The organism is Pseudomonas sp. CAM1A (genome assembly GCF_047501685.1).
Classification (GTDB): domain Bacteria; phylum Pseudomonadota; class Gammaproteobacteria; order Pseudomonadales; family Pseudomonadaceae; genus Aquipseudomonas.
Genome location: NZ_JBFNXP010000012.1, coordinates 57,106 through 77,378, shown reverse-complemented (window position 1 = coordinate 77,378; position 20,273 = coordinate 57,106). Strand labels below are relative to the sequence as shown.

General features: G+C 61.5%; 23 protein-coding genes. 12 read left to right on the top strand and 11 right to left on the bottom strand.

Features of this window, described 5'->3' with window-relative positions; all coding sequences use genetic code 11:
• The first annotated feature begins 236 nt into the window (after positions 1 to 236).
• The 4 genes from ABZO33_RS22990 to ABZO33_RS22975 all read left to right on the top strand — a co-directional run bounded on the left by ABZO33_RS22990 (position 237) and on the right by ABZO33_RS22975 (position 2,479).
• On the top strand, positions 237 to 614 hold the full coding sequence (locus ABZO33_RS22990; RefSeq protein ID WP_414537909.1) for a hypothetical protein: 378 nt from the start codon (positions 237 to 239) through the stop codon (positions 612 to 614).
• 481 nt (positions 615 to 1,095) lie between these two features.
• Positions 1,096 to 1,341 (top strand): hypothetical protein, encoded by a 246-nt coding sequence (locus tag ABZO33_RS22985; protein ID WP_011534689.1) that lies wholly within the window; start codon positions 1,096 to 1,098, stop codon positions 1,339 to 1,341.
• Between the two features lie 198 nt (positions 1,342 to 1,539).
• Positions 1,540 to 1,809 (top strand): DUF3077 domain-containing protein, encoded by a 270-nt coding sequence (locus tag ABZO33_RS22980; protein ID WP_046854813.1) that lies wholly within the window; start codon positions 1,540 to 1,542, stop codon positions 1,807 to 1,809.
• A gap of 322 nt (positions 1,810 to 2,131) precedes the next feature.
• Entirely contained in the window at positions 2,132 to 2,479 is a 348-nt protein-coding gene (locus ABZO33_RS22975) for a hypothetical protein (RefSeq protein WP_414537908.1), read from the top strand.
• Positions 2,480 to 2,589: 110 nt separating this feature from the next.
• Here ABZO33_RS22975 and ABZO33_RS22970 read toward each other — a convergent pair whose 3' ends face one another.
• Together ABZO33_RS22970 and ABZO33_RS22965 are read right to left on the bottom strand one after the other, a co-directional pair.
• Positions 2,590 to 3,132: a hypothetical protein gene (locus ABZO33_RS22970; RefSeq protein ID WP_414537907.1), complete on the bottom strand. Its 543-nt coding sequence runs from the start codon at positions 3,130 to 3,132 to the stop codon at positions 2,590 to 2,592.
• A gap of 28 nt (positions 3,133 to 3,160) precedes the next feature.
• The gene (locus ABZO33_RS22965) at positions 3,161 to 4,324 is read right to left on the bottom strand and encodes an AAA family ATPase (protein ID WP_414537906.1); all 1,164 of its coding nucleotides are present in this window, start codon (positions 4,322 to 4,324) and stop codon (positions 3,161 to 3,163) included.
• A 156-nt stretch (positions 4,325 to 4,480) separates the two neighbouring features.
• Here ABZO33_RS22965 and ABZO33_RS22960 point away from each other — a divergent pair, with 156 nt between their 5' ends.
• Entirely contained in the window at positions 4,481 to 5,248 is a 768-nt protein-coding gene (locus tag ABZO33_RS22960; protein ID WP_414537905.1) for a hypothetical protein, read from the top strand.
• 19 nt (positions 5,249 to 5,267) lie between these two features.
• Here ABZO33_RS22960 and ABZO33_RS22955 read toward each other — a convergent pair whose 3' ends face one another.
• Positions 5,268 to 5,762 (bottom strand): MAPEG family protein, encoded by a 495-nt coding sequence (locus ABZO33_RS22955; protein ID WP_414537904.1) that lies wholly within the window; start codon positions 5,760 to 5,762, stop codon positions 5,268 to 5,270.
• Positions 5,759 to 6,073 carry a DUF2834 domain-containing protein gene (locus ABZO33_RS22950; RefSeq protein WP_414537903.1) on the bottom strand — a complete coding sequence of 105 codons (315 nt, stop codon included), beginning with the start codon at positions 6,071 to 6,073 and terminating at the stop codon, positions 5,759 to 5,761. The genes ABZO33_RS22955 and ABZO33_RS22950 overlap by 4 nt, the downstream gene beginning before the upstream one ends.
• 124 nt (positions 6,074 to 6,197) lie before the next feature.
• Between ABZO33_RS22950 and ABZO33_RS22945 the strand changes: the two genes are divergently transcribed.
• Positions 6,198 to 7,031 (top strand): helix-turn-helix domain-containing protein, encoded by an 834-nt coding sequence (locus tag ABZO33_RS22945; RefSeq protein ID WP_414537902.1) that lies wholly within the window; start codon positions 6,198 to 6,200, stop codon positions 7,029 to 7,031.
• Positions 7,032 to 7,146: 115 nt separating this feature from the next.
• Here ABZO33_RS22945 and ABZO33_RS22940 read toward each other — a convergent pair whose 3' ends face one another.
• Together ABZO33_RS22940 and ABZO33_RS22935 are read right to left on the bottom strand one after the other, a co-directional pair.
• Positions 7,147 to 8,712: a hypothetical protein gene (locus ABZO33_RS22940; RefSeq protein ID WP_414537901.1), complete on the bottom strand. Its 1,566-nt coding sequence runs from the start codon at positions 8,710 to 8,712 to the stop codon at positions 7,147 to 7,149.
• Between the two features lie 23 nt (positions 8,713 to 8,735).
• The gene (locus tag ABZO33_RS22935; RefSeq protein ID WP_414537900.1) at positions 8,736 to 9,149 is read right to left on the bottom strand and encodes a hypothetical protein; all 414 of its coding nucleotides are present in this window, start codon (positions 9,147 to 9,149) and stop codon (positions 8,736 to 8,738) included.
• Between the two features lie 795 nt (positions 9,150 to 9,944).
• Between ABZO33_RS22935 and ABZO33_RS22930 the strand changes: the two genes are divergently transcribed.
• The gene (locus tag ABZO33_RS22930; RefSeq protein ID WP_414537899.1) at positions 9,945 to 11,198 is read left to right on the top strand and encodes an arsenic transporter; all 1,254 of its coding nucleotides are present in this window, start codon (positions 9,945 to 9,947) and stop codon (positions 11,196 to 11,198) included.
• A 9-nt stretch (positions 11,199 to 11,207) separates the two neighbouring features.
• Here the strand turns inward: ABZO33_RS22930 and ABZO33_RS22925 are convergent, their stop codons facing one another.
• The 3 genes from ABZO33_RS22925 to ABZO33_RS22915 form a co-directional block, all read right to left on the bottom strand.
• Positions 11,208 to 12,431, bottom strand: coding sequence for an amidohydrolase family protein (locus ABZO33_RS22925; RefSeq protein WP_414537898.1), 1,224 nt, complete (start codon positions 12,429 to 12,431; stop codon positions 11,208 to 11,210).
• An 85-nt stretch (positions 12,432 to 12,516) separates the two neighbouring features.
• Positions 12,517 to 12,987, bottom strand: a complete 471-nt coding sequence (gene cynS / locus ABZO33_RS22920; protein ID WP_414537897.1) for a cyanase — start codon at positions 12,985 to 12,987, stop codon at positions 12,517 to 12,519.
• A gap of 28 nt (positions 12,988 to 13,015) precedes the next feature.
• Positions 13,016 to 13,675, bottom strand: a complete 660-nt coding sequence (locus tag ABZO33_RS22915; protein WP_414537896.1) for a carbonic anhydrase — start codon at positions 13,673 to 13,675, stop codon at positions 13,016 to 13,018.
• Between the two features lie 110 nt (positions 13,676 to 13,785).
• Between ABZO33_RS22915 and cynR the strand changes: the two genes are divergently transcribed.
• Entirely contained in the window at positions 13,786 to 14,703 is a 918-nt protein-coding gene (cynR, locus tag ABZO33_RS22910; RefSeq protein ID WP_414537895.1) for a transcriptional regulator CynR, read from the top strand.
• On the opposite strand, the gene ABZO33_RS22905 is transcribed toward cynR, so the two are convergent.
• Positions 14,691 to 15,029: a hypothetical protein gene (locus tag ABZO33_RS22905; RefSeq protein WP_414537894.1), complete on the bottom strand. Its 339-nt coding sequence runs from the start codon at positions 15,027 to 15,029 to the stop codon at positions 14,691 to 14,693. The genes cynR and ABZO33_RS22905 overlap by 13 nt on opposite strands.
• Positions 15,030 to 15,121: 92 nt before the next feature.
• On the bottom strand, positions 15,122 to 16,036 hold the full coding sequence (locus ABZO33_RS22900; RefSeq protein WP_414537893.1) for a LysR family transcriptional regulator: 915 nt from the start codon (positions 16,034 to 16,036) through the stop codon (positions 15,122 to 15,124).
• A gap of 142 nt (positions 16,037 to 16,178) precedes the next feature.
• On the opposite strand from ABZO33_RS22900, the gene lysA reads away from it, so the two are divergent.
• The 4 genes from lysA (at position 16,179) to ABZO33_RS22880 (ending at position 20,239) form a co-directional block, all read left to right on the top strand.
• Complete coding sequence (lysA, locus tag ABZO33_RS22895) at positions 16,179 to 17,408, top strand: diaminopimelate decarboxylase (protein WP_414537892.1); 1,230 nt, start codon at positions 16,179 to 16,181, stop codon at positions 17,406 to 17,408.
• Between the two features lie 307 nt (positions 17,409 to 17,715).
• The gene (locus ABZO33_RS22890; RefSeq protein WP_414537891.1) at positions 17,716 to 18,336 is read left to right on the top strand and encodes a hypothetical protein; all 621 of its coding nucleotides are present in this window, start codon (positions 17,716 to 17,718) and stop codon (positions 18,334 to 18,336) included.
• Between the two features lie 465 nt (positions 18,337 to 18,801).
• Entirely contained in the window at positions 18,802 to 19,419 is a 618-nt protein-coding gene (locus ABZO33_RS22885; protein ID WP_414537890.1) for a hypothetical protein, read from the top strand.
• Between the two features lie 106 nt (positions 19,420 to 19,525).
• Entirely contained in the window at positions 19,526 to 20,239 is a 714-nt protein-coding gene (locus ABZO33_RS22880) for a fimbria/pilus chaperone family protein (protein WP_414537889.1), read from the top strand.
• Positions 20,240 to 20,273 lie beyond the last annotated feature (34 nt).

Sequence of the window (20,273 nt, the reverse complement as noted above, 5' to 3'; positions counted from 1 at the left end):
TATTAGTGTACTACTCAAGGTTGAGCCTTGCGGGAATCAGCCGAGAAAGAAATTTTGGCTAATTTCATATATCACATGTAGTTAAGACGCAAGCTCAGCAGCCATTAATTGACCACATGAATTGCAACCACCCACCAGCCAAATATTCTGAAACTGTCAACTATCAAAATTACCAGTTGCGGCCCAATCATTACACGTTCCTAATACCCTCTCACCCATACTCACAGAGGTGTATCATGACCACGAAAAAACCTGCAACCAATGTAGCCCAAGGGATCATTGGAACAGATACTGGCGGTGATGTAATTCAAGGCACAGTAGGGCAAGGTATTATTGGAGGCGATGTTGGCGACGATATGTTCCAAGGAGGAGTGGGGAACGTAATCCTTGGAAGCGATGTTGGCGGCGATATATCCCAAGGAGGAGTGGGGAACGTAAACCTTGGAAGCGATGTTGGCGGCGATATATCCCAAGGAGGAGTGGGGAACGTAATCCTTGGAAACGATGTTGGCGGCGATATATCCCAAGGAGGAGTGGGGAACGTACTCTCTGGATCCGACACAGTCAAAGATACCAAAAAAAATGAGTCGAACCAATCACAGCCGAAAAAATGAACGAGAACAGCTCCCTACGCTACCCCACTAAATGTCCGTTCCTGATTACTTATAGGATCTGCCGTCAGACAGACCCTATAAGTAATTCGCCCTAACGATTTAAACTAGTGCGCCAGCTTTCATTAGTTAGGCTCATGACCCATTTTGCAACACCACCCAACCCATCCGCCTTGTACCACTAGTAAAAAAGATCAGACTTTACATCTTTTTTGTAGTCCATTTCCCAAAGATACTCCGAGCTCCTATTTTTCGTTGCGATCGCTCAGCAAGCGCTCTAGTCTCGGCAGGTCGCTGCATATCAGCGATCGGCTTTGACAGGCCGCGACGCGACACCTGCACTGCTTGCCCTCTATGGCGGCTGTGCATGGGGCACGCTTGCGTGCGCCGGTTTTTGTGTCCGCCGGTCTGTCAACCTATGCATAGCTGCCACCTACCTGTTTGACAGCAGTCCGGTAGCGGCCCCATCAAAGGGCACAAAACCATGCTGAAGATAGTCCCCGATCCACCCCACAACCACCACTCCCTCGAAGACACCATCATCCAGGCCACGGAGTACGCCCTGTGCGCGCAGACCGTGGCGCATCAGGCTGTTCTGCTGCATCCCAAGTCGCCCGTGTCGATCCTGGTCATGGCCGCGATGCATGAAATGGAGGCGCTGCGGGTGCTGCTCGAGTCGGCGTTGATTCAGGTGCAGATGCCGCAGGTGGAGCCTCGGACGTTGCACTAGGGCGTAAGTCATTTGTTGGCTGGGCTGACGCAATCGCGGGGCAAGCCCGCTCCCACGCTGTGATCCAAACACGCTGTGATCCATGGCTGCGATCTACGTGCAGCACACCACATGCGGCGTGGAACCTGTACCCGTGGGAGCGGGCTTGTCCCGCGATTGCGCAAGCCCAGGCACCGATCATTTCAGGGAGATTGAGCAATGAGCACAGACGACACCACGCCCCACACCACGGTGGGCAAGACGCGGTTCTACCAGGGTGAAGGGCATACCGACCCGCTGTTCTGCATCGAACCCGGCATCCCTTGCCAGCACGCACGGGAGCAGGCTTCGGAGTTGATGGGCTGCGTGTGCGACCTGACCATCACCGGGATCATGGAGGAAAAACCTCAGCTGATCTGGGCGTCGTATTACCTGAGCGCGCTGGCCAAGGCGCTGATGGATGATGCGGAGCTGGGGATGAAGCACTGACTTCACAGGTGCACGGGGCCGCTTTGCGGCCCTTTCGCAACACAAGGGTGCCCTTCACGGATTAGGCTTTGGGGACATCAAGTCGGAGATTTGGGTGCTTTTCAGGGCAAATGTGACGAAACCAGCCTTGCCGCGATGGACGAACTGGCGGTTCAGGCCCAGTTTTTAAAGACGGGCTACGAATGAGGCACTCCTCCTTCACAGTCCTCTGACACACCAGCCGCCTCTACCCGCACCACTGACCTGACATTTTTGCCAGTAGCGCGGTGCAATTCCCGCATCACATGATGAGTTTCCCATTTCTGCTGAAGGAATAGCTGTCATGCGTATGATCGGAACTGCCTTGCTGGCTTTTTTCATGGTAGGTAACGCCGTTGCCGCCACCTGCCCAAGTGCTTCAAGCATCACTCAAAAAGAAGACGGCCAAGGCTACGCCTACAGCGCCCCAGGCGGCTGGGAGGGCGATAACCCGATGGCCAGCGAAGAGGACCTCGACAGCTTCGAATTCTTCACCGCGAAGGTCACTGATAAATCAGTGATTTGCCGATACAAAGGCGATAATCAAAGTGGCGTCAGTCTGACCCTGTCCGGCGCCAGGCAAACGGCGGGGGATGGCTGGGAAGACGGCGAATGCACAGCGTCTGATGTGGGCGCCTGTGCGTTCAAGTAGACCGCAAGCTAGATGGCCACCGGCCTTGGACTTGCTCCGACGTTAAGACGGTGGCCAAGTTTGGACTTGTAACTGAGGATTGCACCAGGACGTATAGTCGCCCCCATGCATCAAGTGCATTCCAATGCCTCACCCGTCACGACATCAAAACGGTAGACGGTGTCGTAGAAGTCCAAGACCTCCACATGGTCAGGCGCCAACTGAAAACGTCCGGTGAAGATGTCGGCGCCCATGGCTTTCCAGATGACGTCGCCCTCAGGAGACAGGCATGTGATTTCCAGCTCGCCGTGCGAGATCAGTGCACGCGGCCGCGCAGCCCAATAGAGACCGAAACACGTCGCAAAATCCACCTTGCAGGACCACACCAAGTCGTGGGGAGGGATCAGCGACACACAGGCGACCTGATTGCCCACGGCCAACACCAGCTTGTCGTCGATCACCCGCGCGCAATGCGCATGAACCCCTGTCCCACCCCCGCCGGCACCGATAACCAGGATGCCGGTGTCGTTCAACATCACGCCATGAACCGATGAAAGGCCATCATCGCCCACGATGAACTCCCGCGCATATGAGCGCAAATTGTCCGCTGAGTCGAACGTGTAGGTGGGTTCGTCAATAACGGTAATGACGCCCTGTCGAGTGGCGATCTTCATCTGCGAATGCCCTTGTCCAAGTCGGACATCAGCGCTTGCCCAACATCGCCTGACGCTCCCGCCAGATCTCCTGCACGAACGGATCCGTCACCCCATACAACCCATGCCCACGGCGGATGATCAGATTGGCCGCCAGCAGGTCGTTGGCCACGGGCTGCACTTCTTCCACCCGCACTTCACGCCCGACGACCTTCGAGTACTGCGCCGCCGCCTCGGCGGAGAACACCCCGCGTGTCTCGCCGTCCACCGAGGCGATGCGGGCGAAGATGGCCTGGGCCAGCACGCCCAGCTCCTCGACCTTCATCAGCTCCAGGTCCGCCGCCGCCGAACGCAGCGTGGCCGCGATCACCGGCAGCACCACATCCGCTCCAGAAGCCAGGCTGGGCGAATGAATCAACTGGCGCAGGGCGCGGATGAACTCTTCGGGCCGGCTGCCCAGCGTCTGGAACGCCTCGGTCGCCACCGCCAGCGAGGGCAGGTTGTCGAGGCCATCGGCTGCGAGCCGGTCGAGCCAGAACGCCACATAGTCCTCGCCCAATACCGGATAGGCCACGTTGGTGGCACCGGCGAAGGCCTGGTTACGCCGCGCGGTCAGCTCGTTGACCATCGCCCGGTGCGAGCCGGTGCCGATGAACAGGAAATGTCCCGCAGGGGCTGGGCGTGGGTTGATGGCATCACGCGCGGCCTTCAGCGCCAGCATCATCTGCTGCCCATCTTCGGTGGTGATGGCGTGCTGCACTTCGTCGACGATCAGCACCACATTGGCCTTGGCTTGGTCGACCACCTCGCCCAGGGCCTGGGCCAAGGTCACGCCGCCCGCCTCGCCCAGGGTGTCGAGGTTGAAGCCGAACTTGAACCCGGCCAGCTCCACCTCGGCGCCACGCAAGGCCCTGAGCCGCTGCATGAACGACGAGGCCGGCGTCTGCAGCTCGCGCAGGGCCTTGCGCACAGCGGTGAGTACAAGCTGCACCGGGCTGGTCTGGGTGTCGCTCCACAGGTCGACGTAGATCACCAGCGCACCCTTGGCTTCCAGCGCGGGGATCAGGTCGTTCCTGAGAAAGGTGGTCTTGCCGGTGCGCCGCAGGCCAGACAGGAACAACCCGGAACGCAGGCCGATATCCAGCGCGGACGGTTCGAGCAGTTGCCGGGCCATGTCGGCGGCCAATTCAGGACGCAGGAATATGTCGGCCATGGATTTAACCTGAATTATGCAATGGCAATAATTATTGGCTTTGAATAATTCAATGTAAAGACGCAGCCCGTCAGACAGGCGAACGCCCGGCTTTCTCGGTAGAATCCGCCGCCCCCAGCTGGCACAACCAGGCTGCGCTTCAAGGAGGAGCCCCCGTTGATAGTCAAACTTCCCACCCTGTTTTTCGGCCTCGTGCTGAGTGCCGCGGTGCACGCCACCCCCAACATTGCGCACGAGGCCACCGTGCAACAGGCCATACGCAAGGCTGAAGCGGAACTGCAGTGGATCCACCGCACGGTCGAACAGCAACGACAGGGCCAGCTCGACTGGCCGAGCTGGGTCAAGGCCAGGGCCGAGATCGTGAAGAAAATCGAGGTGATCGCCGACGAGCTGAACGCGGTCAACGACAGTGGCCATCCTGTAGTCAGCTACCTGCTGGCTTTCGTGGAATCGAGCAGGCAAACGCCTTGGGACGAGCGACGGCCACGAATCTGCGCGCTATACCAGGCCGCTGCGGACCAAGGGTTGCTGGCCGCGGCGGTGGCGACGCTGCGCACATGCCGCGTACAGCCGATCCCCGTCGACCTCGCCGAACCCACGCTGGTACGGTTGCGCATGCAAGCGACCAAAGCGTTGGCGCAGCCCGACCCGTATGCAGCCTTCTACCCCCTGCCAACTCGGTCATCGTCTTGCTTCAAAAAATTCGTGGGGCCGTCAGCCGACTTGTCGGATGACTTCACCTCGGCCCTGCTGGACCTGAAGCAGTACCAGGCTGACACCCATTACCTGCTGGCCATCACTGGCGCCCCCGATGCACCGGAGACGCGCGTTCATTACGAGCAAATGCAGGCCCTGACTTCGACGTGCATTGCCGACCGCAGGCGCACAGCCAACAATCGGCATGAAACTCAGAAAGTTCGCTGAGGCCGCAACGCCCAAGGGCTTATCCAGACTCGTTGTCGAGCTGGAGTCGAGCTCGGGCGCGGGGCTCGCAAACGCGCCCGTCGCTGCTGATATTGGGCACAGCCTCGATGACCAAGGTCGCCAACCCGATCAAACAAATTACCCCCAAGGCGTAACTCACCGTCCTCCACGGTTGAATGCTCGCCAGGTAGGCCGCCGTGTGCAGTATCCGTGCGACGGTGAATAGCCCCATCAGCCAGGCGCTCGGGGTCGACGGTGTTGCAAGCGCAACTGCCAGCCCAGACAACGCGAGAAACAGCGGAATGTTCTCCAGGTCATTGCGCCAAGCCTGCGCGGCGCGCGTGACCTGCGGCAGTTCCGCAGGACAAGCCGAGCGTCTGAACACCGCCGCATCCTCGCTGTTGGTGAAGGCCAGGTAGCGCAGGCGGAAGTACCCCTGGTAGCAGGAAATCGCCAGCATCTTGATAAACAGCACCACCACACAGCAGGCATAAACCGACAGGGCGGTGCTCATTGCCCGTGCCTCGGCATGCCACCCTTGATCACGATGTACAGCAGCGGCCCCATGCAGACGAACACCAGCGTCAGCAGCACATAGGGCATCACGCCAAGCAACGAGCCGCCGCGCTTGCGGTGGTCGCTGACCATCCAGACGCAGCCCAGCCCGGCCATCACGTACAGGTCGATAACCACCTGCGCGGTGTCCGGCCGGGACATCAGCTCCAGGCCAAAGGCAATCAGCGATTGCTCGGCAATCATCATGGTCCAGCCGGTGTACAGGGCAAACACCAGCAACAGCGGCAGCGCGATCCATTCAGCTCTCATAGTCGAATTCCATACCTGTCGATCTGGCGGGCGAAGTTGGCCTCACGGTAGTGATACAGTCGCCTGCGCCGCAATGACCTCACAGGTCATGGACGCTTCAGCCAAGGACAGCCAGAGTCGAAGCATGAGCCCTCTCCCCTTCCACACTCCGCACCCGCCCACCGCCACCGACGCGGGCGCGCATCTGCGCCGCCTGCGGCGCCAGGCCGGGCTCAGCCAGCTCGACCTGGCGTTGCTCGCCGGTGTTTCGCAACGCCACCTGAGCTGCGTGGAAACCGGCCGCGCCAAGGCCAGCCCCGGCACCCTGCATGCCCTGCTCAGCGCGCTGCAGGTGCCGCTCGATCAGTGCAACGAAGTGTTCCTCGCGGCTGGCTATGCACCGCGCTACCTGGCCTCTGCAGCGGACGCCCCGGCCATGAAGATGGTGCACGACGCCGTGGAGCACATCCTGCAGGCCAACAACCCCGCACCGGCCATCGTCATCGCCAGCAATTGGGACATCACGGCGGCCAATGCCAGTGCCGGACTGTTGTTTGCCATGGCCGGCGTACCGACCAGCAGCACCTCGGGCCTCAACCTGCTGGACACACTGCTGCGCCCGGGCGGGCTGGGGGATCATCTGGTCAATGCCGACGAGATCCGGGCGATCGCCTGGCAGCGGGCGGCCAGGGAGGCGGTGAGTAGTCCTGATCTGGCGAGGCTACTGCAAGGCTTGCCCGTGCCACCCGCGTTGGCACCGGATACGCCGCAGTCACCAGTGGTGCTGACACGCGTACGCACTGTTGAGGGCGAGCTGCAGTTCCTTTCCACTCTCACCACCTTCGGCATGCCGCTGGATATCACGGTGGCGTCGCTGCGGATCGAGCACCTGGTTCCAGCGAACAGCGCAACCTGGCAAGCCATGAAAGCGGTCTATGAGGTCTGGGTGAATGAACGCAAACAGACGTTGAGCGCATAGAAGCTTCAGCCTGATCCCAACCCGAACAGCAACACCGGATCGGGACCAGATTGAAACCACGGACCAGCCTTGACAGCACCCGCCCCTCGGCAGCATCTCAGGCCCAGCCGACGCCTCAGGGTGCCACTACTGGCTGGGCGAAGAACGGCATACCCCACATGAAGTCAGTCTGCAGTGCCCGTACACTCGGCCTGCTACCGCTGCCGTGATACCAGCTCCTCTCCGGAATACCCATTGCGCTCTGGCCGTAGCCTACCTCACTCAACTGATCGTACAGGAAGACGCCCAATGGGACCGTCAGCGGCTTCTTGCTGTCGCCAGAGGCGGCAACCGAGGCCCTGGCATGGCACGTGATACAACTCGAGGTGGTGACGAACCCTCCCTCGGTGATGGAGTTGCCCAGCCTCGTTGCGCGACCCATTGCGTTGGTGAAGTTGACCTGGGAGCCCTTGAGTCGATAGCTGAGCCAACCTTTGTCGGCGGGCATGGGCTCCTCGCCGGCCTGGGTCGTACCGATACCGGCAGATTTGAAGATCTCCGACAGCTCACTGGAAATAGGGCCACTCGGGTAGGTGTTGCCCAAATCGTAAATAACACTCGACTGCTGCAATCCATCATTGCGCACATGCGGTGCGGTAAAATTACTCATCGTCTCGCCGGGGTGCTGGTCAGACGAAGCGTAGCCATAGGCATCATTGCACCCTGAAAAGTCGCATCGTCCAGGGTTGTTGACATGCTCGAACGTGGTCCATACCCACTGTGGCGTATCTTTCGTGGAAATGTGAAACGCCAGCAACCAGTGCTCACCGGTATAGGTTTTTCCATTGAGTTCGGTTGTCATGGCCTTTTTGATGTAGGGAGCCGCCGGATCATCCTTGAGGCCGATTTCCTTGGCGAAGTCATGATACAGCCAGTTGCTTTTTATCATGATTGCCGACACCGGCAGATCAATCCTACTCAAGGCGCCGGATGGATTGTTGGCTTGATACGGCGCATGCTCGGCAAGGTTCTTCCGATTACGTTCAACAACACTGGCAATACCCTGCGCATTGTAAAGATCGTTCTTGAATATGTAGTCAAACATGTCTTTGTTGCGCACGGTAATCTCACCCACTTCCTGACGCAGTACCCTCCCGGGCTCAGGCTCGCCGGGTTTGCCTGGCATCGCCATCATTTCCAGGTTCAGGCCGCCACGCCCCAGGGATATTGCATGCGCACCAATGGGTTTACTGAGCTTGCGGGGCTGACGGGTACTTTCGGTGAGGCTCACAACATCTCCCGGAAACACGGGACAATGCTGTGAGGGGTTGTCGGCGCTTCCAGGCAGACAGCAGTTCGGACCTGCCTTGCCTCCCTCGCAAAGGCCGTAGGGCTTGGCCGGCCAGGTTTGCTCGTCTGCCGCCCAATTCGCCCACCATGACTGGCGAACGGTATCGGCGAACAGTTTCCAGGAAAACATGTCTGGACAGCTCATCGACGGGTTGGCGAATTTTTTGTCGATCGTCACCTCCTGACCGTTAATGGTCATGGCACATCCCTCTGTGTCATGGACCTCACTGTCAAAAAAAACGGCGTAGTCGACGGTGTTTGGCGCGGCCGAGGCAACGCCGGCTGCCAGGACAAGTCCCAAAAGTGCTGAACATGAAGCGACGGGTGAGCGGAACATTGTAATCAGGTCCATTTTCGTACTCCTCCTTTGCGCAGCTATTGTTCCTGTTTGACTGCTATCCAGGACGCCACAACGCCGGCCGGCGACTGGCCGTGCGAATGCGCGACTGTCCTGACGATCGTGCCGACAATTGCTGGACGTTCATCAACCCCGTTGGGCCAGGCAGGGGAGAAGTAGCCAAGGTAGTCGTAGACCCAAGGCTCCCCGTCAATTTCGCCGATGCCTTGAAAGCGCAGTTGGCCTGGGTTGCCATGTGTAGCCCAACCTTTCAGCTCCAACTGCCAGCCAGGCCCACCCAAGTGGCCGCTAACCTCTCCCCGCACAGGCTCATGAAGTACGAGCGTACCGAGGCCAAACCTCAAGTCATTGAACTCGGTGTCAACATCCGGGTTTCGCAGGAAGCTCCTGTACGTCCAGGCGCCTTCAAACGGGCTGAAAACTGTACTCATTGATATCGCTCCTTTTGGCACACTTACCAAAACCGCATCAACGAACTTGAATAGCCCAAGGCACTCCCTGCAAGTAGGTCAATCACGGCCAGTCCACTGAAAACCGTCCATATCAATAGCTTTCAATGCATATAGCAAAAGCGCTGGGCCCGGGGGCCAAACGTTAGGAATCGTGTGTGAGTTTTGCCGTGACGGCACTGCCGGGAGAACGTCTCCAGACACTCAAGGGCAAACAGAGATGGCGCAGACAAGTGCTGCAATGCGCAATATTCGACGTCCATGCCTATTAACACCCGGCCATAACACATGGAGATAAAATCTCGGCAGCTACTTCCAGTTTTACCCGATCACTGGCACTGCCCCTGCAACCGACCAGCATGATGCTTCAAGTAAAGCCAAATAGCCTTATGCCACTACTTGATATTAGCAGCACGTTCAGCGTTTGCGATGACTCCACTTTCTCCCTTATCGACAAACGGTCGTCTTTCGTTGATGACTGACTCGCGCTCAAACGAGGGACATGCCTGCGAGAAACTGTCTGCCAGCCCAGGTAAGGGCTCAAGCCTGTGCCGTCTGCCCTGCCACCGCTCCGTCCTCCAGTACAATGCCCAGCGGCAGGCCCCATCCCGACGCGCTCAGGCCTGCACGAACTTCATCACTGCCGGGGTCCGGGAGTGCTAACGTAGGCGGCCATGTCGTCGACCTCGGCGTGCAGCGTCGCGGCAGGCCGTCGGCGGTGGCACAGCTTGAGCGGCCCCCGCTCTCAATGCCCCCATTCGAAAACCGGTTCTTCCCATGCCCGTTGCTGATTCAACCCTGATCATCTGGTCGGTCGCCGCCCTGGCCACCGCCCTGGTCATCGTTCGCCCCGGTCGCGTGCCGGAATACGCCTGGGCGATGGGCGCCGCCGTGCTGCTGACGGCCTGCGGGCTGATCCCGTGGCGCATGGCATTGTCAGCAGTAGCCAAAGGTGGCGATGTGTACCTGTTCCTGGTCGGCATGATGGTGCTGGCCGAACTGGCGCGCCAGGAGGGGTTGTTCGACTGGTTGGCCAGGTACGCGGTACAGCACGCCAAGGGCTCCGGGCAGCGCCTGTTCGACCTGGTGTTCCTGGTCGGCACCCTGGTCACGGTGTTCTTGTCCAATGACGCCACCGCCGTGGTGCTGACGCCGGCCGTGTACGCGGCGTGCAAGGCGGCCAAGGCCGAGCCGCTGCCCTACCTGTTCATCTGCGCCTTCATCGCCAATGCCGCCAGCTTCGTGCTGCCCATCTCCAACCCGGCCAACCTGGTGGTCTTTGGCAGCCAGATGCCGCCGCTGCTGGAGTGGCTGCGCCAGTTCAGCCTGCCATCGCTGGCGGCCATCGCCGCGACCTACCTGATGCTGCGCCTGACCCTGCGCAAGCGTATCCGCCAGCCGCTGGCCGTGGCCATCGAGATGCGCCCCTTGTCGGCCGGCGCCCGCCTTTGCGCGCTGGGCCTGATGTTCACCGGCGCCCTGCTGTTGACGGTATCGGCACTGGACGTGCCGCTGGGGCTGCCGACCTTTTGCGCAGGCATGGCCACGGTCGGGCTGATCCACCTGCGCCAGCGGCGCAGCCCGGCGCCGTTGCTGCGCCATGTGGCCTGGGGCGTGCTGCCGCTGGTCGCGGGCCTGTTCGTGCTGGTGGAGGCGGTAGCCCATACCGGCGTGATCGAACGGCTCGCGCAGATGCTGGCGGCCCTGGCGCAGCAGTCGCCGGGCAAGGCGAGCTGGGCTGCGGGCGTGATCGCCGCCGTGGCCGGCAACCTGATGAACAACCTGCCCACCGGCCTGATCGCCGGCTCCATCGGCCAACTGGTCGAACTGCCCCGGCAGACCACCGCCGCCTTGCTTATCGGCGTCGATCTGGGGCCGAACCTGTCGATCACCGGCTCCCTGGCCACGCTGCTGTGGCTGGTGGCGATCCGCCGTGAGGGCGAGCATGTCGGCGCGCTGAGTTTCCTGCGCCTGGGCGTGCTGGTAATGCCCCCGGCACTGGTGGCGGCACTGTTGCTGCTGGCGGTCTGAGCCCGCCCTTCAGAACACCACCGAACGCCGCTGCTCGGCCGTCGCCACCACCCTACCGCGCTTGAGTACCATCAGCCGCGTCGGCAGGTCGAGGATCACGTCGCTGACACGGTGGGTATCCATCAGCACCAGGTCCGCGTCGTTGCCCACCGCCAGGCCATGGTTCTGCAACCCCAGGGCCTTGGCGGGGTTGCTGGTAAGCATCGGCAGCACCGTGGCCTGGTCGTCCGCACCGCCCAGGTGGCAGGCGGGGATGGCCAACTGCGCGATGTGCAGCAGGTCGCCGGTGCCATAGGGGGTGAAGGCATTGCGGATGTTGTTGGTGGCCAGGCACACATTCACCCCGCCATCGCGCAACGCCCGCACCGGGGTCAGGGTGCGCCGCACATTGTGGCTGTCGCCACGGGCGCCCAGGTGCAGGTCGGTGGCGGGCAGGCACATCACGCTGATGCCGGCTTCGCGCAGCAGCGCGATGATGCGCGCCTGGCGCGCTGGTTCGACGGCTGCCAGGCTGGTCAGGTGGCCAACGCTGACGCGCCCTTGGTAGCCCGCGGCGAGGGTCCGCCGGGCCACGTATTCGATAGTCATGTGCTCGGCATCGTCGGCGAAGTCCTGGTGCAGGTCGATGTCCTTGCCGTAGCGCTGGGCCAGGTCGAAGACGAAATCGATGTGCTCCAGGGGCGAGACGTCGTTGTAGGGAATGCCGCCGACCACATCGGCGCCCCTCTGCATGGCCTCGACCATCATCTCTTTCATCCCGGGCAGTTTCAGGATGCCTTCCTGGGGAAACGCCACTACCTGGATATCGATGACATCACGCAAGGTTTCGCGCAGCTCCAGGACCACGTCCAGGCCGGTGAAACCCTGGGCCGGGTCGAACTCGGCGTGGGCACGCACATGGGTGGTGCCGGCCTGCACCAGGGCGCGCAACACCTGCATAGAGCGCTCGCGAATGTCGTCGCGGGTCAGGGTGGGCTTGAGCGCCGCAGTGACGGCGATCGCTTCCTGCAAGGTGCCGGAGCGATTGGCCTTGCGCTGCATGACATTGGCTTTTTCCAGGTGCAGGTGGGCTTCGACGAAGCCGGGGGCCAGGACATTGCCGTTGCCCTGGATTTCCTGGCTTGCCGTTGCCGTGATCGTCTGGGCGATATCAGTGATCTTGCCGTTGTGTACGGCCACATCCATCAAGGGTCTTGCATCGTCGATGCGGACATTTCTGAAGATCAGGTCCATGCCGTCGCTCCTGTAGGGGATCAATAGCGCGCGTGGAAATGGCCCGGGCGTCGTGCGGCGCCCGAGCCATTCCCCTAAGGGCGAATCAGAACGGCTTGGTCGGCAGGTACTTGCCATCCAGGGTGATCACCGCGCGGGAGCCACCTTCCGGATCGTCGACCTTCTTCACGTCGAGCTTGAAGTTGATGGCGCTGATGATGCCGTCGCCGAACTTCTCGTGGACCAGTGCCTTGAGGGTGGTGCCGTACACCTGCAGCATCTCGTAGAAACGATAGATGGTCGGGTCGCTCGGCACGCCACCGGGGATGCTGCCGCGCAGTGGCACGGTCTGCAGCAGGGCGATGCCATCTGCGTCCAGGCCAAGCTTGTCGCCCACCACCTGGGCGGCGCTGGCCGGCAGCGGGTGCTGGCCCAGCAGCGCGGCAGTGACGAAGGCTTCGGACAGGCCGGTGCCGTCGGTGATCTGGGCGAACGACAGGTCCTTGCGGGCCTTGGCCAGGAGGATGACTTCGCTCAGGGCAAGGCGGGCATTCTGGCTGATTTGCGACTGGATCATGGTGAGTCTCCTTGGGTTTGAAAGGGGTTCAGGCAACCTGCCTGGAGGGGTGGGAAACCGCATTGACGTCAGGGTTCTGCGCCAGGGCGACGAACTGGCCGGTACGCCCGTCGAAGGCGTCGATGCGGCCGCTTTCGATGTCGTAGATCCAGCCATGCAGGCGCACGCGGCCCTCTTCCAGGGCCAGGCGCACCGAGGGGTGGGTCTGGATATTGGCCAGCTGGGCGATCACGTTCTCGCGCACCATGGCCTCGACCTTGGCTTGCGGGCTGTGATGCTGGCGCGCCTCGTTGACCACCCGGGCGGAGTCGGCGTAGCGCAGCCAGCCGGCCACGGCGGGCATGTGGTCCAGGCACTTGCAGGTGGCGATGGCGGTCATGGCGCCGCAGTCGGAGTGGCCGCAGATGACGATGTCAGCCACTTGCAGGGCGGCGACGGCATATTCGACCGAGGCCGATACGCCGCCAGGCTCAGGGCCGTAGGACGGCACGATGTTGCCAGCGTTGCGGATGACGAACAGGTCGCCTGGCTCGCGCTGGGTGACCAGTTCTGGCACCAGGCGGCTGTCGGAGCAGGAGATGAACAGCGCCCGGGGGCTTTGCTGGGTGGCCAGGTCCTTGAACAGCTTGACCCGTTCGGGGAAGGCGTCGCGCTGGAACTTCAGAAAACCGTCGATGATGTCTTGCATGGCTGTTGCCTCAGTGTCGCGGTGTGTGAGGCAAAGGTTACGCAGCCCATTACATAAGGTAAAAGTCTCATTTATGATGAAGCACATCAGATTATCTTATGGAAACAGTCATGCTTGCCCGGCACCTCCAGTACTTTCTCGCGGTGGCGCAACACCACAGCTTCACCCGCGCCGCAGCGGCGCTGCATGTCTCCCAGCCGGCGCTGTCACAACAGGTGAGGCAACTGGAAGAAAGCCTCGGCGCGCAGTTGTTCGACCGTTCGGGGCGCGCCACGCGCTTGACCGATGCCGGGGAGGTCTACCTGCGCTATGCCAAGCGGGCGGAACAGGAACTGCTGGAGGCCAGGCGCGCCATTCATGACGTGGGCGACCTGAGCCGCGGATCGCTGCGGGTGGCGGTAACGCCGACCTTCACCACCTACCTGATCGGCCCGCTGGTCGAGGCCTTCCATGCGCGTTACCCGAATATCACCCTGAACCTGCGCGAGATCGCCCAGGAGCGCATGGAGGAACTGTTGCAGGCCGATGAGCTGGATGTCGGCATCGCCTTCGACGAGGTCCACAACCAGGACATCGACAGCCGCCCGTTGCTGGTGGAAACCCTGGCGCTGGTGGTCGGCCGCGCCCATCCGCTGGCCACTGCCCGCAGCATTGGCCCACAGGCGCTCAACGACGAATCGCTGATCCTGCTCAGCGCCGAGTTCGCCACGCGCGAGCAGATCGAGCGCTATTGCCGCCAGCACGGAATACGCCCACGGGTGCAGATGGAGGCCAACGCAATTGGCGCAGTGATCGAAGTGGTACGCCGCACGACACTGTCGACCCTGCTCCCCGCCAACCTCGCCCAGGCCCATGACGACCTGGTCGCCATTGCCCTGGACCCACTGCGCCTGCAGCGCACCGCAGTTTTGATGCAGCGCAGGGGCGCCTACCAGAGCGCGGCGGCGCGGGCTTTCATCGAAGTGGCAACGTCAGTGGCAGCACGCCTGGAAACCGGCGACAGCGCAGCCGATACTCAGCTCAGCTGAGCGATCAACACTGCATTGGTGTAGATCAGGCTGCCATCGCTGGCCCGATGCCCCACCAGGTGGAACTGGCCACGTTCGTCGTCGCTCAGGTAGACGCGCAGGCGGCAGTCCGACAAAGGGCCGTAGCCCTCGGGCAGCACCAGGTTCAGGCTGGCCATGTCGACATCCACCATCGCCTCGGGCTCGTGGCTCTGTTGCAGGCGTTCCTCGGCCTGCTCCAACTTACGGTGGTTCACGCCCTGGATGTCGAAGTGAATATCACCCACCGGGGTGGACCTGCGATCACCCTCACCTTTGAACCAGCCTTCGATCGTCAGCGTACTCATGGCGACTCCTCATGCTGTGGAGCATTTTCGATCACTGCTGATGGGGTTGACCCTGGCGTGGTTCGGAACGTTCCAATCGTTCGCCCGGCCGCTCAGGCGCCTTGCGCCAAGGCCGCCTCCATTGCCCTGGCCTGCCCCCGCAGCGCCTGGCAGAACGGCTCCAGCACCGCCGACGCCGGCCGCAGTTCGGGCCGGATGAGCATTACCTGGTACGGCACCGACAGGCTCAGGCGGCGGATCGCCAGCCCGCCCTGCCCCGCTTCCAGCCCACTCAGCGGATTGATGATCGCCACTCCCAGCCCCTGGCGGACCATGGCACACACCGAGGCGGCGCTGGTGGTCTCGATGATCGTGCGGCGATTCACTGCAGCCTCGTGGAAGTGCCGGTCGAGTTGCTGCCGGTAGCTGTCCAGGCTGGCCAGGTTGATGAAGTCGACCTCGTGGAAGTCCTGCAGCTGGAGTACCGGCTTGGCCAGCAGGGGGTGCTGCGTGGGCAGCACGCAGACCATGTCGGCACTGAACAGCAGCTCGCCCACGGCACCCCGCGGCACTTGCGCGGTCTCGGTCAGGCCGAGGTCGTGCTGCTGGGCGACCAGCGACTCCTCCAGCAACGGCGACTCCTGGGCGGTGATGCTCAAGCTGACTCCGGGATGGTGCTGGTGAAACGCCTTGCAGGCCTTCGGCAACAGGGTTTGCGAGAACAACGGCAGGCAGGTGATCGCCAGCCGACCCTGCTCGAAATTGCGGATGGCCTGGGCGAAGCGGTCGATGCGCTCCAGCCCGATGAAGGCGCGTTCGACTTCCTCGATCAGTAGCAGGGCCTGGGCCGTGGGCACCAGGCGCCCGCCTTCGCGTTCGAACAGGTTCAACCCGGTGACCTGCTCCATCCGCGCCAGCTCGCGGCTGACCGTGGGCTGCGAGGTGAACAGCAGGCGCGCGGCGCCGGTGACGCTGCCAGCGGCCATGATGGCGCGGAACACTTCGATATGGCGGATGGAAAGTCGCATGGCTGAGGCAAGACCTGGGCGTGACCAGAAATTTGGAGAAGTTGGTACATATCAAATATGAATTGCCCTCAGAACAATAGCTATTTTTCTGAATCAGCAAAACTGCCTCACCATCGGCGTATCCAAAACAAGGAACGCCACTATGACCACCACCCTCTTGGCCGACGCCGTCCGCCAGCACGGCTCGCCGCTGTGGGCCTACGACGCCCAGACCATCCACCAGCGCATCGACCAGCTCACGCAGCACTTCGACACCGTGCGCTTCGCGCAGAAAGCCAACCCCAACCTGCACGTGCTGCGCCTGATCCGCGAACGCGGCCTGGTGCTCGACGCGGTGTCCCTGGGCGAAATGGAACGCGCCTTCGCCGCCGGGGCATCGGTGAGCGGCGAACCGGCCGGTGTGGTGCTGACCTGCGACGTGCTGGACCAGCCGACCCTGGCGCGGGTGGTGGAGACGGGTATCGAGGTCAACGCTGGCTCCATCGACATGCTCCGCCAGCTCGGCGAGCGCTCCCCCGGCCACCGGGTGTGGCTGCGTATCAACCCAGGCTTCGGCCATGGCCACAGCCGCAAGACCAACACCGGCGGCGAGAACAGCAAGCACGGCATCTGGCACGAACAACTGCCTGAGGCGCTGGCCTGCGTGAAACAGCACGGCTTGCACCTGGTGGGCGTGCACATGCACATCGGTTCCGGGGTGGACTACCAGCACCTGGAGCAGGTGGCCAGCGCGATGGTCGGGCTGATCGGCCGCCTGGGCATGGACATCGAGGCCTTTTCCATCGGCGGCGGCCTGTCCACGCCCTACCGCGACGGCGACCAGCCGGTGGACCTGCAACGCTATGCCCGCACCTGGGCAGTGGCGCGCTCGGAGATCGAAGCAATGCTCGGCCACCCCGTGCGCATGGAGATCGAGCCGGGGCGTTTCCTGGTGGCCGAGTGCGGCTACCTGGTGGCCGAGGTGCGCGCGGTCAAGCAGATGGGCGAACGCCACTACATCCTGGTCGACGCCGGTTTCAACGACCTGATGCGCCCGGCGATGTACGGTGCCTATCACCGCATGAGCCTGTTCGATGCCGTGGGGCGCCCAGTCAATCGCCCCCTGCAACCAACCGTGGTGGCCGGGCCGCTGTGCGAGTCGGGGGATGTGTTCACCCAGAACGACGAGGAGCTGACGCCCCAGGACCTGCCCCAGGCCAAGGTGGGCGATCTGCTGGTGATTCATGACGCCGGGGCCTATGGCGCATCGATGTCGTCGAACTACAACAGCCGGCCGTTGCTGCCGGAGTTCCTCCTCGAACATGGCAGCCTGCGCATGATCCGGCGCCGACAGACCGTACAGGAACTGCTGGCCTTGGAATTGGAAGGCTAAGAAGCCAGGGCGCGTTCGCGCAAGAGGTTCGAGCCGCGATCACCCGCACAGCGGTACCAGGATCGCGGCTGAAGTCGCTCACTCATCTTCCCGCGCGACAGCGTGCAGCCCCAAGGGTCGGGCAATCTTGCGCCAGCGAACTTTTCTTGGCCCTGCAGATAATCCCCTCCCACTTGCAGTTTTCCTTCAAGACAATATGGGCCACGCCTTCTTATATCCCGTTTCAAGCGAGCGATAGCATTTGCCTGCCTGAGCAGAACCCTCAGGCGACAAGCCAGCATGAAGTATGGATATACGGAGAATTGACATGCACACCAAACAGTTTCTGGCACTTGCCATTGCAATGAGTTGCGCGGGCAGTGCAGCAGCGGCCACCTCGGCCACCTACGAAATCACCGGAAAGGCTGTTCCGGCCGCCTGCAGCTTGACCATGAGCCAGTCCAAACTCGACCTCGGCGACGTCTCGGCGGATACCTCAGGGCTAGTTGCCGCCATTAGCCGCCCTATGGGCACGGTGAACATCAATTGCTCGTCACCCGCGAAGCTGAGAATCAGTGTCACTGGCACGCTCGCTTCCCCTGCGATGGACACACTAGCGTTCGGCGGCTGGGCACAGGGCGGCAAGACCATTGCCGGATTGAGATTGATACCCAGCAACACCACAGTCAACAACGTAGCCGGCACCATCCTTTTCGGCCCCGACGGTGGCCCCTGGGGTATGCTCTTTGGGTCGAACTCCTTAGCACCGAGCACTAGCAGTATGCGGAACTCCTTTGGCTATCCAGGCAGCGCACCGTTCGCAGTGCAAGCCGTCTCGACCGCAAGCTTTGATATCACAGCCAACTTCGAAAAGATTGGCAAAGCCGACTTCTCCAAAGGCGAAATTACTGCCAACCAGTCCCTGACTTTCGAAATCACATACATCTGACATCAGCAACATCCGGCGCAGCGGCTTACCCCCTCCCGCAGCCTCTTTCTCTGCAACTTGGCCGTTGCGCCAGCCTGGCCGCCCCACACATTCACCGGAAACAAAGAGAGCATTGATGGCGGCAGCCGGCTCAATCGCTCCCACCCCACCTCCCCGCACCAGTCACACCCCGCAGCACTGCGCTGTTCGCCTCGGCACCACCTGCCAGCAGGCCAGCTCGCCACCCCGCACCGATCACCCGATTCAAATCCCAGGCAGGCCGACACGCCACGCTCGCCAGCGATACGCAAACCTTGAAATCACATGCAGAAATTTCTGCATGTGATTGCAGTTTTGCTTCAAGGAAAAATGAAACCCGTCTTCTTATGACCCCTTTGAACGGGCGATACCCTGATCACGTACTGGAAAACCAAGCCAGACAAAGAACTTAACCCAGGAAATATCCATAAAAACGGAGTGAATGACATGCACATCAAAAAGTCTCTGGCATTCTTGATTGCAATGGGCAGTACCAGCAGCGTATTCGCTGCGTTGTCGGCCAATATCGAGATCGCCGGCAAGGTAACACCAACCGCCTGCAGCATCGTGGCTTCGCAAGCCAAACTCGATCTGGGCAGCATCCAGCCGGACGCTACCGGAAAAGTGGCCGAAATAACCAAGTCTTTGGGCACCTTGACCCTGACATGCGCAGCCCCTGCCCAGGTCCACCTCGGTTTCCTCACCAGCGGGATCACCAGCGCCGGAAGTAAGCAAATTGCATCGGCTTGGACACAAGACGGCAAGAGCCTTTCGCAACTGTTTGTGATGCCTACCAGTGTGACCAACAACAATGTAGCCGGGAACCTCATGATCCAGCCCAATCCCAGCTCGTTGTGGGTTGCCCTTCCCGCTACTGGCTCTATCCCTCTCAGCACCGCCGATGGCAATCGAACCGCCTTTGCGGGTCTAAACCAGCAAGCCCTTGCCATCACAAGCGCCACCATCGAGCTCAGCGCGAAGTTCCTTGAAGTTCCAAAGGTCGACTTCACCAAAGGCGAAATCAGTGCCAATCAGTCGCTGACCTTCGAACTCAAGTACCTCTGATACGCCCTGCTTCCGAGGCGAGCCACGCTCGTCTCGGCCCTCCAACCTGTCCCCTTGGCACATTTGTCTTTTGATCCCCTTTGCCTGCAAAGGATGGAGATGCTTCATGACGCCTTCCCGTCTTCGCCAGCACGGCCTTGCTTACTCTGCCGTGGCTTTGCTTCTGTTCGCCGCTTCCCCCGCCAGCGCCACCGGTATGGTGCCCGACACCTCCGTCGTATTGATCGACGCCGGCAAAGGGGAAGGCACCATCAATGTCACCAATTCGGAGAAGAGCGTGGCACTGCTGCATGTCTCCGTGCAGAACCTCCCCGAAGACACCGAGGAGCTGGTGCTGGTCACGTCGCCCATCAGCCGGGTAGAGCCCGGCGAGAAACAACTGGTGCGCTTCGTTATCCAGACCGACGCCCCGATCACCACGCAACGCCTGAAGCGGGTGACGTTCGAAGGCATTCCTCAGGCCGATGAGGGCAAGAACACGGTGAGCATCAACGTGCGCCAGAACCTGCCACTCATTATCAACCCGCCTGGCCTGGCCAGCAAAAGCGACCCCTGGACCCTGCTCAAGTGGACGGTGCAGGGCCGCGCCCTGACCGTCAGCAACGACAGCCGCTACGTCGTACGTCTCAACGACCAGTTGCAGCTGCTGCCCGAGAAGCTGGCGCTGAAGCTGTCGCGCACCTACCTGCTGCCCGGCGAGACCTACCGCCTCGAGCTGCCGGCTAACAAGACCGTGACGGCCAAGGACAAGGTGCGGATCTATCCGGCCAGCCTGTATGGCGCCGAGATCGAACCCTACGACGCCCCGCTCACCTTCTAGTGAACCTGCTTCGGCAATCCGGATAAGGCGCTCT